The organism is Streptomyces sp. 11-1-2, from assembly GCF_003595545.1.
In the GTDB taxonomy this organism is placed as follows: domain Bacteria; phylum Actinomycetota; class Actinomycetes; order Streptomycetales; family Streptomycetaceae; genus Streptomyces; species Streptomyces hygroscopicus_B.
In genome coordinates this window covers 11,187,090-11,200,537 of sequence record NZ_CP022545.1, presented here as the reverse complement: position 1 = coordinate 11,200,537, position 13,448 = coordinate 11,187,090, and the positions used below count along the sequence as shown (strand labels likewise).

Sequence of the window (13,448 nt, the reverse complement as noted above, 5' to 3'; positions counted from 1 at the left end):
ACTGCCGTGTCCGAACTGCGGTGTTCGTCAGGGGGCGTCATGGCCGCCGGCCGGGCGGACCCGACGTCTCGCCGGTACGGAACGCGCAGGCCACCAGCGGTTCGTGGGTCTCCTCGCCGGCCACGAGGGCGGCGAGGAGCCGGACGGCGGCCGCGCCGAGCTGGTGCCGGGGCACGTCGAACCCCATGGGCACGGGTGCCGCGGCCACGTCCGGCGGCGGGCCGCCGAGCAGCCCGAGGGAGACGTCCCCGGGGCAGCCGAGCCCCGCCTCCCGGACGGCGGCGTCCAGCGCGCGCCAGGCCGCACCGGTGTCCGTCTCCTCCGCGACGAACGCCGTCACCCCGTCCTCGACCAGCGCGCGCACCCGCTCCGCCGTCACCTCGCCCGCCGGATCGGCGCAGCGCAGCACCGCCTCCGGGCCCGCGTCGGCGCCGACGGCCGCCAGCCCCTCCAGAAAGCCGCGCTGACGGTCCGTGGACGCGGGGGCGTCATCGTCCTCGCGCACCAGGACGATGCGCCGGTGACCCAGCGCCGCCAGATGCTCCACGACGGCGCGGCTGGCGCTGACGTAGTCGGCGCCGACCCAGGCCAGCCCCTCCAGTTCCTCGCGGCGGCCCAGGTGGACCACCGGGAACCCGTCGGCCACGAGCCGCTTGAGCTCGGCGCCCGGCGCGTGGCGGCCGAGGAAGAGGCAGCCGTCGGCCAGCCGCACCCGGCTCAGCGCGTCCGGCCCGCCCGCGCTCGACCCGGTGAAGAGCACCAGGTCGTAGCCCCGGGCAGCCGCCTCCTGCTCCACGCCGACGAGGAATGGATAGTACGAGTGCTGCACGTCCGTCGGGAACGTCGCGGTGAAGCTGAAGACGCCGAGGAGGTTGTTGCGGGCGGCGGCCAGCCGCCGCGCGGCCGGGTCGTGCACGTACCCGAGGCTGCGGGCGGCGTCGAGGACGCGCTCCCGGGTCTCCTCGGAGATCGTCGCCGCCTTGCCGTCCGTGCGGGCCGACAGCACCAGCGAGACCGTGGCCTGCGAGACTCCGGCGAGCTGGGCCACCTCCGCCTGCCGCGGGCGTGACGTGCGGCCGACCGAGCCCGGATTCCGCCCCGGCTTCGCCCGCTTCCTCGACTGCTCCACGCTTGATTCCTTCTCCCCGCCGAGTGGTAATGCGCATTACCTATGCGCATTACCGAGCACTCTGCGGGTGGCGGGCGGAGTAGGTCAAGACCTGTGCGGCGGCTTTTCGTTGAGCGGCACCGCGACCGGCACCGCGACCGGCACCGGGTTACGCCCGGCTCTTCGGCCTACCCGCGTGCGCGGCGGCGTGGCCCAGTGAGCGGCAGGCGACCACGGCCCAGGCGGCGACGAGCAGCGCGTAGAGGACGACGGCAGGCCAGGTGAACAGGGACGAGCCGGTGCGGGCGGCGAGGGCGCCGGTGCCGGTGACGAAGGCGCCGAGCGGGAAGATGAAAGACCACCAGGTGGGCGCGAAGGGCAGCCCCGCACGGAACTCCCGCAGGGTCAGCGCCGTGGCGAGTACCAGCCACAGCACGGCGAAGCCCCAGAGTGCGACTCCGCCCAGCAGTGCGACGACTGCCGCGCCCCGCACGTAGGGCGCGGGCAGCGCGCCCGGCGCCGCCGTGGCCAGCGCACCCAGCCCGGTCACGACCTGGCCCAGCGCCCCCAGGCCGATCCACACCGTGGGCACCATCGCACCAGTGGGCGCGTCATGGTGCACCAGGCGGCTGTAGACCATGGCCAACACCAGGAGCGCCGCCACCAGGCCGAGCCCGAACATCGCGTAACAGCCCAGCAGCAGGGCCAGCCGCGGCTGCCCCGCTGGCGTGTGCGGGACCAGCAGCGCGCCCGTCGTGGCGGAGACCAATGGCGGCACCACCGGCATCAGCCAACCACCGAACGCCGCGTCCGGTGCGAAGCGATGCCGGGTGACCATCAGATACGGCACCGCACAGGCCGTGGCAAGACCGAGTGCGGTACCGAGTGACCACAGCACGCAACCCACGTCCAATGCGGCCCGCGCCCCGATCACCCGCGGGCCCAGTTGCAGCGCCCCGGCGCCCACCGTGAGCAGCGCCACGGCCGGCGCGCCGAAGAATTGCACGTGCATCGGATCGGCGGCGTGCAACCGCAGTGCCCGCTGCCGTACGTAGCCGGCCGTCAGGACGACGAGCAGCAGACCGGCCGCCAGCCAGACCACCGTGGCGGCGCCCCGCAATCCGGGGAAGCTCCGGGGCAGGGTGACCGCCGCGTTGGCGACGATGCCGGTGCCCATGACGGCCGCGAACCAACTGGGGCCGAGCAGCCGACGGCCTGTTACGTTCGCCGTGGGCGCGGGGGACCCGAGGACGGGGAGCCCCGGGCCCCCCGCACGCTCGGTCGGGACGGCTCGGGCACTGCTGGGGTGGGGTGTCACGGCGTGGAACGCCTCTTTCCTCGTCTTGGGGATCACCGTCGTGAACCGGCCGACCGGGTGGCCCGAGCCCGACAGATCCGGGTCGCGGCCAAGTCCGTCGACCCGTTGGCGTCACGAGGCTATGGCGGCCCCTCGCTCCTGCCGCATACCAGCACGCGCCACAACACCCTCACATCGGGACCCGCCAGGGAGAGCCCTCGCCCGGCACCGGCGCAGGGATCCCGTACCCGGCCGTGACATCCCCGCGCCGCTGGGAGCGCCTGGGCTCACGCGCCCCGAGGGCCGGTCACGGCGCCGGCTGTGTCCGCACCGAGTGCCGGCCCGGTCAGCACCGCAGGTGCCTCGGCGTCTGCCACTCCGGTGGTGTGGAACCGCGCCCGGAAGGCGCCCGGAGTCACCTTGAGATTCCGTACGAACGCTCTGCGCAGCGACTCGGGGGAGCCGAATCCGGTGCGGCGGGCGATCACAGCCATGGGATCGTCGCCGGTCTCCAGCATCGCCTGCGCCGCTTCCAGCCGGATCTGCTCCACATACCTGGCCGGTGTCGTGCCCACCTCGTCGCAGAAGAGCCGGGTCACATGGCGGGGACTGACGCCGGCCCGGCGAGCCATGGCGGACAGTGTGTGGTTGGCGCCGGGGTCCTCCGCGACGGCATCCAGCACCCGGCGCAGCATCTCCTGGCCCGTGTGCGGAGCACGGGCACGAACGCTGAACTGGGATTGCCCGCCGGGCCGTTGCATGAAGACCACCATGTCCTTGGCTACGGCGCGGGCCACTTCGGCCCCCCAGTGCTCTTCCACGAGAGCCAGCGAGAGGTCGATGCCCGCGCTGACGCCGGCCGAGGTCATCATCCTGCCGTCCTGGACGAAGATCGCGTCGGGCTTGACGTGGACGGTGGGGAAACGCAGGGCGAGCTGCCGTGCGTGGCGCCAGTGGGTGGCGGCGCGGCGGCCGTCCAGAAGGCCGGCGGCGGCCAGCAGGAACGTGCCGGTGCAGACGGAAGCCGTGCGACGAGAGTGCGCATCGAGCCTGCGCACGATGTCCAGCAGGGCGTCGTCCATGATCGCCCGGTCCCAGCCCGGACCTCCTGGGACCACCAGAACATCGCTGGTCTCGTGCACGTCCTCGACGGCCATATCGGCGCCGAGGCGGGTGCCCGCCGAGGTCGTCACCTCGTTGCCGTCGGCCGACACCATGTTCAGCCGGTAGCGGCCGCCGAATTCGTTCGCCGAAGCGAACACCTCGATCGGACCGGTCACATCCAGCAGCCGGACCCCGGGAAAGACGAAGATCGTCACGAGGAGTGGGCCGGTTCCGGCGTGCTTGTGGTTCATCGAGGGCCTCCGCGCGTGGACAGCGTCGATGCTAAACGTAGTGAGTTTGGAAAACAAACCGACTAGGATCGCGGCATGACCGATGTCCAGCCACGCGCCTGCCCCATCGCCGGGACCCTCGACCTCGTAGGAGAGCGCTGGTCGCTTCTGGTGCTGCGCGAGGCGTTCATGGGCGTCCGGCGCTACGCCGACATCCGCGCCAACACCGGAGCACCGCGGGACGTCCTCACCAAGCGGCTGAGATCCCTGGAGGCCGCGGGGATCCTGGAGCGCCGCCGGTACCAGGACCGCCCTCCCCGCTTCGAGTACCACCTGACGGCTGCGGGACAGGCGCTGGAACCGGTGCTGATCGGGCTCCGGGAATGGGGTATCCGGCACCTGCAGGACCCGCCGCCCGCACCGCGGTTCCTGCACACGTGCGGCGCCGATGTGGAGACGCGGGTCGTCTGCGCCGCATGCGGCGAACCCCTTGAGGGAGGCGGGCTGGTGACCGTACTGGAGGAGGCGGACCGCTCCAGGTCCGATGGAGGCCGTCCACGGTCCGGCTGACGGCCGCACCGGCGCCCCGGGCTCCTTTGATGCCGTTCGGTTACACGACCGGCATTCCACGTACGCCGTCGTATACCAGGATTCCAGTCGTCGCCGGACCGATCCGGTTCAACGGGATGTACGGGGGAATTCCATGCACCGTTCCATCGCGGCCGCCGCGGCGGTCGTCACACTCACCGCCACCCTTGTGGCATGCGGCGGTTCGGACGTGGGCATCGGCAAGGGCGGGCCCACGAAGAACACCGGTCCCAGCGGCCCGGCCGAACCCGGCGGGGAGCAGCCGCCGGACGCCGCGCCCAGCAGCGCGGGGCCGCCGATCGGCAAGCTCGGCGACACTCTCGCGCTGGAGGGACTGGCCGGCAATCTGGACACCACTGGCACGGTCCGGGCCGACTTCACGTTGAAGAGGTACGTGGACCGCGCCCAGGCGGAGATCGCCTACTTCAAGGCTCCCCCGGGGAGCGCCTGGTCGCGGCGGAGTTCTCGATCGTCGGCACGGGCACGGGCACCTACCACGACAGCGGGTACAACGGGGCGAAGGTCATCGACTCGACGGGGAAGAGGTACTTCGGCAAGCCCGGGTCCCCCACCGTCGGCGAGTCCTTGGACCTCTCCCTGATCCTCCAGCCGGGCGAGCGGGCCGCCGGGTGGGTGATCTTCGAAGTACCGGAGGGCGCGAAGATCACGGCCGTGACGTACCAGATGGACGCGACCGGGCTCGACGAGGAGCGCGTGGGCAGGTGGAACCTCGGTTAGCATTCCGGTCCGGTCGCGCGATCGCGCAGCCGCTCAGGTCTCGCTCGCGACCTCCCCGCCGACGCCGGTGCCCGTCCCGGCTTCGGCGGGTTTGTCGGGTACGAGGACGAGGCTGATGATCCGGGACGCCGCCGGTCGATTCGGGCTCCGATCACTTCGCCTTGCCAAGGTCCTCAACAAGCCGCCGCACACACCCACTTCTTGCCATATATGGTGGACGGGTGAGTTCACATGACCTGGAGCCCCGGCGTCCGTCCCCGCGGGTGGAAAAGATTGACAGCGCGCTGGCGGTACTGATCATCATCGGGATCGCCTCCGGATCGTTCTGGCTGGCCTCGGGCCTCACCTCGTCCTACATGTGGCTGCTCACCTGACACGCCCCGGCTCAGTCCGGCAGTCCCCACGGCTTGGCGTCGCCGACGGCCGGTACGTCGCGCGGTCGCAGATCCGGGTGGGCGCCGCGCGGGGCGATGACGGCCGTCTCGTCCCGGCCGAGCGGGATCTCGATACGGCCGGGTCCGGTCTCCCGGTACCGCAGCCGGCGGCCGTGCTCGTCCCGTACGTCGATGGCGCCGGCGATGCCGTGTTGCAGCACCAGTGGCGCGCCCGCCTCGCTGTGCACCCGCACCCACCGGGTCCTGCCGCCGGAGCGGTCCGCGTCGACGAGGAACGCGCCCTGGGCGCGCAGTGCCTGGAACGAGACGTCCGGCCAGCGCCGTGACACAGAGGGGAAGACCCGAACGACGCCGCCATGGCTCTGTATACCCATGTCGAGGATCGACTGGGCCGTGCTCAGAGGGCTTTCGATGCCCAGGCACCACCAAGGGCGACAACCGGGTGTGGCAGTACGACGCGGCCGCCCAGACGGTCGAACTGGCCTATGACGATTCGCTGGTGACCGGCGGCACGGCCCCGCTGACCGATGTGGACAACGTGACCGGGGCCTCCTCCGGCGATCTGTTCGTGGCCGAGGACGGCGGGAACATGGAGATCTGCGTCATCACCCCGGACGACGTGGTGGCCCCGTTCCTGCGCGTCGATGGCCAGTCGGGCTCGGAGATCACCGGCCCGGCCTTCTCGCCGGACGGCAGGCGGCTGTACTTCTCCAGCCAGCGCGGCACCAGCGGCAGCTCGTCCGGCGGTATCACCTATGAGGTGACGGGGCCGTTCCGCAACTGACCGGGCCCGGGTGAACCCGCGCCTGCTCCGCCGGGGACTCCGCTAGGCCGTTTCTTCCGGATCATCAAGGGGGATGTTGAGTGCTTGCGCTACAGCGAAACGCCTCGCGGGGGGGCAGCGTGACGCTGTTCCCGCGAGGCGCCGGGGGGCAACCTGCTTGCCGGGGGTTCGGCGGGAGATGTTCTGTCACAGGCTGGCTGTGCCGTGTCGCCAGTAGCCGCGGGCGGTGATGTGTGAGCGGGTGACGTTGCGATCGTTGACGAGGTGTCGGCGGATGCCGTTGGCCAGTGACGACTCGCCCGCCGCCCACGTGTAGAAGGGGCCGTCGGGCAGTTGTGCGATCGACAGTGCCCGCCGGGCGAGAGTGCCCGGTTTGGTGGACGGATCGTCGCGGGGCAGCCAGTGCATCGTCGTGGTCGCCGGCACGATGTGGTCGCGGCGGACGTCGTCGTCATGGGGGACTTCGAGGAAGACGTGGGCGGGCAGGGTGTCGGCGGAGTGCTCCAGGATCGAGAGGATCGCCGGCAGGGCGCTTTCGTCGCCGACGAGGAGTTGCCACGTGGCCCCGGGGACGGGGGCGTAGTGGTGTCCTCCGTCGAGGAAGGTGAGCTTGTCGCCGGGCTCGGCGGTCAGTGCCCAGTTGGCCCCTGGAGCCGTCGGAGCGTCGGGGGCATCTGCGTGGACGGCGATCTCCAGGTCAAAGGCCGAGAAGTCCGGCCTGAATCGCCGGACCGTGTAGGTGCGCACCCGGGGGCGGCGGGCGGCGGGCTGGAGTGTGTACCAGAGCATCCACCTCTCGCTGCTGGGGAACACGGTGTGGCCGGGGCCTTGGCCGGGGGCAGGGATGAAGAAGCGTCCGGCCTGATCGCAGCCTGCTCGTTCGAGGTGGCGGACGTCGTCGCCGCCGACCGTGAGGGACACGAAGTGGGGGCTTATGCGCTCGCGGCGCAGGACGCTCAGTTGGAGCATGTGGCGCCGTGACGGCCGTCCTTGTCGAGGTGGGTGCGTGACGTCGGCGTTCATCGGTGCCGCCCGTTCCCTGAAAGTGTGTGGCTGCTCATGGGGCCGATTCTTCGGCGGGGCACGGATGCCGGACCACCGGTATGCTGACGCGCTATGCCGAAAAACCGCCAAAGTGACGTGCTGCCGCCGCTGTGGCCGACGGAGCCGCGCGGCGGGGCGCGGATTCCCCACGGCTACCAACTCGATGTGCACTCCCACGCTGAAGGGCAGTTGGTGTACGCCGCCGCGGGGGCCCTGGCCACCACGACCGAGCGCGGCACCTGGATCGCCCCGGCCCACCGCGTGACGTGGACCCCGCCGGGATTCGAACACTCGCACCGCTTCTACGGCACCACGGACGCACGCCTGATCGCCGTCCCTGTGGAACTGTGCGATCGGCTGGCGCGGCATCCCAGCGTATTCTCGGTCAGCGCCTTGCTGCGCGAGGTGCTGCTGGCCCTGACCGACCGTCCCGAATCCCGTCCCGGCGCCTACGAGCGCCTGCTCGCCGTGGCGATCGACGAACTCGCCGAAGCGCCCGAGCAGTCCCTGCACCTGCCTGAGCCCCGTGACGACAGGCTGCGCGCCGTGACCGACCTCCTGCAGGCCGACCCCGGTCAGAAAACGACCCTGCCCGGACTCGGCCGCGCCGCGGGAGCCAGCGAACGGACACTGAGCCGACTCTTCTATACCGAACTCGGCATGAGCTTCCACCGCTGGCGCACCACCTTGCGCATCCACCACGCCCTGGCCCAGCTCAGCAGCGGCAGGTCGGTCACGGACACGGCGATGGCCTGCGGCTGGTCCAACCCGTCGAGCTTCATCGACGCCTTCACCGAGATCGTCGGCCAGACCCCCGGCCGATACCAGGCCGACTCACGCACCCCCGCCCGGTAGTTGCACCACCGAAGGAACTCCTCACCAGCCCTCAACCATGTTGGCGGGTTTCCAGCATCCGCCGCCTGTATTCCGGTTGGAAACAGCCATTTCGACACCGACAGTGGTGGAAGGACGCCGTACCGCCGTACGGCGCCACCGAAATCAGTCGCCCGAAAGGCCCAGGACAGACATGGCTGAGACAACCGGGAACACCACCGTGGTCATCGTCGGCGCCGGAGTCGCCGGCCTCACCCTAGGCAACTTCCTCCAGCGCAGCGGCATCGCCTGCACCATCGTGGAGAAGCACGGCCGCGCCTACGTCGAGCAGCGCCAGCGCGCCGGAACCGTCGACAGCCGCGGTGTGCGCATGTTCCGTGAGTGGGGCCTCGAAGGCGTCGTGAAGGACGATGCGCCTTTGGACATCATGGGCGGCATCTGGATCGACGAGGTCAGGTACCCCATGGGCTTCGACGACGACAACGACGCCGTCCTGCTGCCCCAGCAGGTCCTCGTCCGCAACCTCACCAACGCCTTCCTGGAGGCCGGCGGCGACCTGCGTCATGAGGCCCTGGACGTCAGCCTCGAAGCCATCGACAGCGAGCGACCCACCGTCCGCTACCGCGGCACCGACGGCACCACCACCAGGCTCAGTTGCGATTACATCGCCGGATGCGACGGCTACCACGGCATCAGCCGGGCCGCTATCCCCGCCGACGCACTCACCCGCTACGCCCACGAGTACCCGTACTCCTGGCTGACCATTCTGGCCGAGTTCTCCGCGAACCCCTCCGGCATGGCGATCCATGACCGCGGCCTGGCCGGAATGATCCCCCGCGGCGAGAACGCCGGCCGCCTCTACCTCCAGTGCCCGGCCGGCGACTCCCTCGAGCAGTGGCCCGACCAGCGCATCTGGAGCGAACTGGCCGCCCGATTCGGCACCGCCGTACCGTCCGGGAAGATCATCGACAAGCGGATCGTGCCCTTGCGATGCGTGGTGTACAGCCCGATGAGCCACGGCCGCCTGTACCTGCTCGGCGACGCGGCCCACATCGTCCCGCCGATGAGCGCGAAGGGCATCCACCTCGCCCTCTACGACACCGAGGTCTTCGCCCGCGCCATCATCGCCAAGATCAAGGAAGGCGACGCCAGCGGCCTCGACAACTACTCCGACACCTGCCTGCGCCACATCTGGAACTACCAGGCGTTCGCGGCCTGGCTCACCGAACTCATGCACAACGCCGGCGACGCCTCCTACGAGGGTGATTTCCGCAAGGATGTCGCCCGAGCCGAACTGGAACGCCAGTTCTCCTCCGAGGCGGCCAGCCGCCTGTTCAGCGAGCTGAGCGCCGGACTGCTCTGAGTAACCAGCAGTCCCAGGGGTACCGGATCCCACGACCGGTTCGGCAGCCCCATCAGCCCGACCAGGCGCCCGACCGCTGATCCAAAAGAAGCGGCCTAGTCCAGCGGGCAGCTCGTGAGCAGTGTCGCCGGAGCCGCGTCGGCCGGGCGCTGAACGGTGTGGTCCGCCGGAGGGCGGCCTTCCCCGGTCAGCCACTGTTCCAGTGCCGCGAAGGCGGAGCGGTGGCAGGGGACTATCGGGCGGAGCCTGTCGGGGTAGGCGTCGACGAGGGAGTCGACGTGCGTGCCGTCCTCGATACGGTAGTAGCGCAGCAGCGCGCCCCGACCGGCCTGGTGCACCATGCGGGCGTAGACGTCCGAGTCCTTGCTGATGGGCAGCAGCGCGTCGAGCGTGCCGTGCAGGGTGATCAGCGGTTTGCCGATGCGTCCGGTCAGAGCGATGCGGTCGACAGCGCGGTGGACCGCGGGCGGCCGGGTGGCGTAGTCGTAGTCGGCGTCACAGCCGGGGGTGCCCGGGGCGCAGTAGGGGGTGCCCGCCTCGGTCGCTCCGTCGTAGTCCGGGTCGGCTTCCTCGCGGTAGACGCGCTGTGTCAGGTCCCAGTAGACCTTGTGGTGGTACGGCCACAGAAACTCCGAGCCCGCCGGGTAGCCGGCCCCGCGCATGGTCTTCCAGGCGTCCTCGGCTCCGGCCCCGCCGGCGGCGTACGCCGGGTATGCGCGCAGCGCGGGCGGCAGGAAGGTGAGCGGGTTGGGGCCGTCGGAGCGCCACAGAGTGCCCTCCCAGTCCACTCCCCCGTCGTACAGCTCGGGGTGGTTCTCCAGCTGCCAGCGCACCAGGTAGCCGCCGTTGGACATACCGGTGGCGAGGGTGCGGACGGGAGGCCGGTGGTACCGCTGAGTGACAACGGCTCCGGCGGCGCGCGTGAGCTGGGTGACGCGCTTGTTCCACTCGGCGACGGCGTCACCGGGCCTGCGGCCGTCGCGGTAGAAGGCGGGGCCGGTGTTGCCCTTGTCGGTGGCGGCGAAGGCGTAGCCGCGGGAGAGCACCCAGTCGGAGATCGCGCGGTCGTTGGCGTACTGCTCGCGGTTGGCCGGGGTAACGGATACCACCAGACCGCCGTTCCAGTGGTCGGGCAGCCGGATGACGAACTGCGCGTCGTGGTTCCAGCCGTGGTTGGTGTTGGTGGTCGAGGTGTCGGGGAAGTAGCCGTCGATCTGGATCCCGGGAACGCCGCTCGGTGTGGGCAGGTCCTTGGGGGTGAGTCCCGCGAAGTCGGCCGGATCGGTGTGGCCCGAGGCCACCGTCCCGGCTGTGGTCAACTCGCCCAGGCAGGCGGCCTGTTGGTGGGCCGCACCCGGTACGTGCGGCAGGGCGTATCCGGAGCAGCGGGCGCCCGGTGCCCCCTCCGCGCCGGCCGCGGGCACCGCCGCGACCGATGCGACGACGAGCGAACAGGCGCCCACGAGCGCCCGTACTCCGAGAGCGGCACGCCGTCCGGGCCGTCCGCGGGGTGGGGCGGAGGCTGCGCGGGGTGGAGACATCCGATTCTCCTCCGAGTCGAGTGGTGAACGAGCCGGAGGCTAGAGGCACGGTCACCGGACGGGACATGTGCGCGCCCGCCATGGCGGCGGCCCGGACGGGGGTGCCGGACACCATGACGGGCCGTTTCACCTCGCCGAGTACGACAGCCGCGGAGTGTGCGAGCGGGAGCAGCCGCTGTCGGCGACAGTGCCCCCCTAGCCGCCGAGACCGAAGAACTTGGTGATCCAGTAGCTGGAGCAGATCGAGTCCAGGAAGTACGGGGCGCCGGTGCTGCCGCATTGTTCGGCGCCGGTGCCGGGGTCGACCGGCGTGCCGTGGTTGATGCCGGGGACCTTGTTGACCTCGACGGCCACCGTGCCGTCGGATGTCACGTACTCGTCGTGCTGGGTGGCATTGGGGCCGATGCTGGAGGTGCGGGTGGGCGTCTGGGACAGTCCGTGCAACGCCGTCCACTGATCGCGCAGTTCGGTGGCGTTGCGCGGCGCGACCGTCGTGTCGCGGTCGCCGTACCAGATGGCGGTGCGCGGCCACGGTCCCCCGTACGACGGGTACGCCTCGCGCACCCGCTGGGCCCACTCGCCCGGACCGAGGTCGAGCCCGGGGTTCATGCACTGGTAAGGGCTGTTGTTCTTCGTGCAGTTGTAGGGCAGGCCCGCGACGACCGCGCCGGCGGAGAAGACATCGGGGTAGGTGGCGAGCATGACCGAGGTCATGGCACCGCCGGCGGACAGTCCGGTGATGTAGACCCGCTTGGAGTCCCCGCCATATGCCGAGACGGCGTGGCCGGCCATCTGCCGAATCGACAGGGCCTCGCCCTGGTCACGCCGATTGTCACCGGCCTGGAACCAGCTGAAGCACTTGGTGAGGTTGTTCGACGAGGTGGTCTCCGCGAGCACCAGGACGAACTTGTCGCGGTCCGCGAGCTCGGGCAGCCCAGAGTTGTCGGCGTAGACCTGGGCGCTCTGTGTGCACCCGTGGAGCGCGACGACCACGGGCGCGTTCGCGGGCAGCGACGCCGGCTTGTACACGTACATGTTCAACGCGCCAGGATTGGAGCCGAAGTTGCCCACCTTCGTGAGGGTGACCGCGGCGTTCGCGGCGGGCGCGGGCCCGGCGAGAACGGCTCCGAGCACGAGGGCGGCGACGGGGAGGAGCCGGGCCGCGATACGGCTCCATCGGCTCCGTGGCAGTGCCTGGCGTGGGGGGACTGGCATGGAAGTGCTCCTTCGGTTGATGCGCTCCCGGTGTTCCTGTGGCCACCGACGCGTCGCTGTGCGCCGGAAGCACCAGACGTGGCCGGAACGGTAGAGTCGGCCGTGACCCGTCACCATGGACCTGGGCACCACAAGCGAATTCGCCGCCGTCGGCGTCACACGGATTGCGCGGTCGACAACCGATCTGCTACGCAGCGCAACCTGCCGGGCAGTTTGTTCGACAGGTCTGGTATCCCGGGTGCCGATGCGCTTGATCGATATCAGTTGCCTTCCGGGGTGATCGATCAGCCGACTAGCGTCTCCAGTCCAAAAGGTGCGCCGCGACGATCCTGACCGCGGGACGGGGCGCGGCTACTCCGACAAGGAAGAGGCGCTTGCATGAGTGGGGAGAGGCAGATCCTGGGGGACGACCTCAAGCGGGACAACTTCCGCTCCGTGAAGGCCATGACCGCTCTGGTGCTGCGGTTGCGCGACGCCGAGCAGCCCACCGCCGGGCAGCCCGCCGATGCCTGAGCCCCTCGTCGGGCCACGCCGTGTCGATGGCGACGAACCGAGACGAGGAGGAGCCGCGCTCGAGACGATCGCCTTCGTCGACGACCAGCCGGCGGAGCGGGCGGAAGTCCAGTTCCACCTGCCGGAGGTGCGCTGCTACACCCCCGAGCAGCTGCCGCATCTCGCCGTACTGCCGGAGTTCAGCCCGCCCATTTTCCCGGGTCGAGGAGCTGACTCTGCGCACCAGCCAGATGAACGCCACGGGGGTGCACTACTCCATCGCCGACCTGCGGGCACTGCTGGCCGACCCTGACCACGAGGTGCTGGTGGTCACGCTCACCGACCGGTTCGGGCCGCACGGCGCGGTCGGCCCGCAACTGCTGGAGAAGCACGCACAGCTCTGGCATCTGAAGCTGCTGGCCATGTCCTGCCGCGTGGTGTCGTTCGGCGCCGGTTCGGTGATCCTCAACTGGCTCGTCGACGAAGCCTCGCGCGCGGGTGTCCATCTGGCCGCCGACTTCCGCGGACCGAGCGCAATCGGATGATGGAGATCGCCTACCGCCTCGCCGGCTTCACCGGCGAGCCGTGCGACTGCCGGGCCGGGTTCGCCCCGCCGCGGGAGCCGGATGTGGAGCGTCTCCACCTGTTCCCCGAACCCCACGATCCCCCGCCGACGATGGAGCTGCGCGCGCCCAGCCTGCACAGCGCCTGAACC

General features: G+C 70.6%; 12 protein-coding genes and 3 pseudogenes. 8 read left to right on the top strand and 7 right to left on the bottom strand.

All coding sequences use genetic code 11. From position 1 onward, the window contains the following. Positions 1–37 precede the first annotated feature (37 nt). The 3 genes from CGL27_RS47450 to CGL27_RS47440 all read right to left on the bottom strand — a co-directional run bounded on the left by CGL27_RS47450 (position 38) and on the right by CGL27_RS47440 (position 3,760). Positions 38–1,129, bottom strand: coding sequence for a LacI family DNA-binding transcriptional regulator (locus CGL27_RS47450; protein ID WP_162953228.1), 1,092 nt, complete (start codon positions 1,127–1,129; stop codon positions 38–40). Between the two features lie 148 nt (positions 1,130–1,277). Beyond that, positions 1,278–2,315 carry a TDT family transporter gene (locus CGL27_RS47445; RefSeq protein WP_276147937.1) on the bottom strand — a complete coding sequence of 346 codons (1,038 nt, stop codon included), beginning with the start codon at positions 2,313–2,315 and terminating at the stop codon, positions 1,278–1,280. A 377-nt stretch (positions 2,316–2,692) separates the two neighbouring features. Then, positions 2,693–3,760, bottom strand: coding sequence for a GlxA family transcriptional regulator (locus tag CGL27_RS47440; RefSeq protein WP_119993916.1), 1,068 nt, complete (start codon positions 3,758–3,760; stop codon positions 2,693–2,695). A gap of 75 nt (positions 3,761–3,835) precedes the next feature. Between CGL27_RS47440 and CGL27_RS47435 the strand changes: the two genes are divergently transcribed. From CGL27_RS47435 to CGL27_RS50545, 3 genes are all read left to right on the top strand, one after another. Further along, entirely contained in the window at positions 3,836–4,309 is a 474-nt protein-coding gene (locus tag CGL27_RS47435) for a helix-turn-helix domain-containing protein (protein ID WP_119993914.1), read from the top strand. Positions 4,310–4,912: 603 nt separating this feature from the next. Beyond that, positions 4,913–5,065, top strand: coding sequence for a hypothetical protein (locus tag CGL27_RS52780; protein WP_240450888.1), 153 nt, complete (start codon positions 4,913–4,915; stop codon positions 5,063–5,065). Between the two features lie 221 nt (positions 5,066–5,286). Further along, positions 5,287–5,439: a hypothetical protein gene (locus tag CGL27_RS50545; protein ID WP_162953227.1), complete on the top strand. Its 153-nt coding sequence runs from the start codon at positions 5,287–5,289 to the stop codon at positions 5,437–5,439. 11 nt (positions 5,440–5,450) lie between these two features. Here CGL27_RS50545 and CGL27_RS47425 read toward each other — a convergent pair whose 3' ends face one another. Beyond that, positions 5,451–5,834 (bottom strand): glycoside hydrolase family 95-like protein, encoded by a 384-nt coding sequence (locus CGL27_RS47425; RefSeq protein ID WP_240451087.1) that lies wholly within the window; start codon positions 5,832–5,834, stop codon positions 5,451–5,453. A 47-nt stretch (positions 5,835–5,881) separates the two neighbouring features. Here CGL27_RS47425 and CGL27_RS47420 point away from each other — a divergent pair. After that, a pseudogene (locus CGL27_RS47420) lies at positions 5,882–6,244 on the top strand (alkaline phosphatase PhoX); the annotation flags it as partial. 186 nt (positions 6,245–6,430) lie between these two features. On the opposite strand, the gene CGL27_RS47415 reads toward CGL27_RS47420, so the two are convergent. Beyond that, positions 6,431–7,213 carry a siderophore-interacting protein gene (locus CGL27_RS47415; protein ID WP_119993913.1) on the bottom strand — a complete coding sequence of 261 codons (783 nt, stop codon included), beginning with the start codon at positions 7,211–7,213 and terminating at the stop codon, positions 6,431–6,433. A gap of 147 nt (positions 7,214–7,360) precedes the next feature. On the opposite strand from CGL27_RS47415, the gene CGL27_RS47410 reads away from it, so the two are divergent. Both CGL27_RS47410 and CGL27_RS47405 read left to right on the top strand, forming a co-directional pair. Beyond that, positions 7,361–8,143, top strand: coding sequence for an AraC family transcriptional regulator (locus tag CGL27_RS47410; protein ID WP_119993912.1), 783 nt, complete (start codon positions 7,361–7,363; stop codon positions 8,141–8,143). A 172-nt stretch (positions 8,144–8,315) separates the two neighbouring features. Continuing rightward, positions 8,316–9,485 (top strand): 4-hydroxybenzoate 3-monooxygenase, encoded by a 1,170-nt coding sequence (locus tag CGL27_RS47405; RefSeq protein WP_119993911.1) that lies wholly within the window; start codon positions 8,316–8,318, stop codon positions 9,483–9,485. A gap of 95 nt (positions 9,486–9,580) precedes the next feature. On the opposite strand, the gene CGL27_RS47400 is transcribed toward CGL27_RS47405, so the two are convergent. Beyond that, on the bottom strand, positions 9,581–11,026 hold the full coding sequence (locus CGL27_RS47400; protein WP_119993910.1) for a 3-hydroxybutyrate oligomer hydrolase family protein: 1,446 nt from the start codon (positions 11,024–11,026) through the stop codon (positions 9,581–9,583). 204 nt (positions 11,027–11,230) lie between these two features. Further along, positions 11,231–12,241 (bottom strand): annotated as a pseudogene (locus CGL27_RS47395) (PHB depolymerase family esterase); the annotation flags it as partial. A 378-nt stretch (positions 12,242–12,619) separates the two neighbouring features. Here CGL27_RS47395 and CGL27_RS53355 point away from each other — a divergent pair. Both CGL27_RS53355 and CGL27_RS47385 read left to right on the top strand, forming a co-directional pair. Continuing rightward, on the top strand, positions 12,620–12,754 hold the full coding sequence (locus tag CGL27_RS53355) for a hypothetical protein (protein WP_276147914.1): 135 nt from the start codon (positions 12,620–12,622) through the stop codon (positions 12,752–12,754). A gap of 64 nt (positions 12,755–12,818) precedes the next feature. After that, a pseudogene (locus CGL27_RS47385) lies at positions 12,819–13,445 on the top strand (hypothetical protein); the annotation flags it as partial. Positions 13,446–13,448 lie beyond the last annotated feature (3 nt).

Bases quoted from the DNA above. Each gene is read 5' to 3' on its own strand.
- CGL27_RS47440 (WP_119993916.1), bottom strand. From the start codon at position 3,760: ATGAACCACAAGCACGCCGGAACCGGCCCACTCCTCGTGACGATCTTC.
- CGL27_RS47410 (WP_119993912.1), top strand. From the start codon at position 7,361: ATGCCGAAAAACCGCCAAAGTGACGTGCTGCCGCCGCTGTGGCCGACG.
- CGL27_RS47400 (WP_119993910.1), bottom strand. From the start codon at position 11,026: ATGTCTCCACCCCGCGCAGCCTCCGCCCCACCCCGCGGACGGCCCGGA.
- CGL27_RS47425 (WP_240451087.1), bottom strand. From the start codon at position 5,834: ATGGGTATACAGAGCCATGGCGGCGTCGTTCGGGTCTTCCCCTCTGTG.
- CGL27_RS53355 (WP_276147914.1), top strand. From the start codon at position 12,620: ATGAGTGGGGAGAGGCAGATCCTGGGGGACGACCTCAAGCGGGACAAC.
- CGL27_RS47415 (WP_119993913.1), bottom strand. From the start codon at position 7,213: ATGCTCCAACTGAGCGTCCTGCGCCGCGAGCGCATAAGCCCCCACTTC.
- CGL27_RS47435 (WP_119993914.1), top strand. From the start codon at position 3,836: ATGACCGATGTCCAGCCACGCGCCTGCCCCATCGCCGGGACCCTCGAC.
- CGL27_RS47405 (WP_119993911.1), top strand. From the start codon at position 8,316: ATGGCTGAGACAACCGGGAACACCACCGTGGTCATCGTCGGCGCCGGA.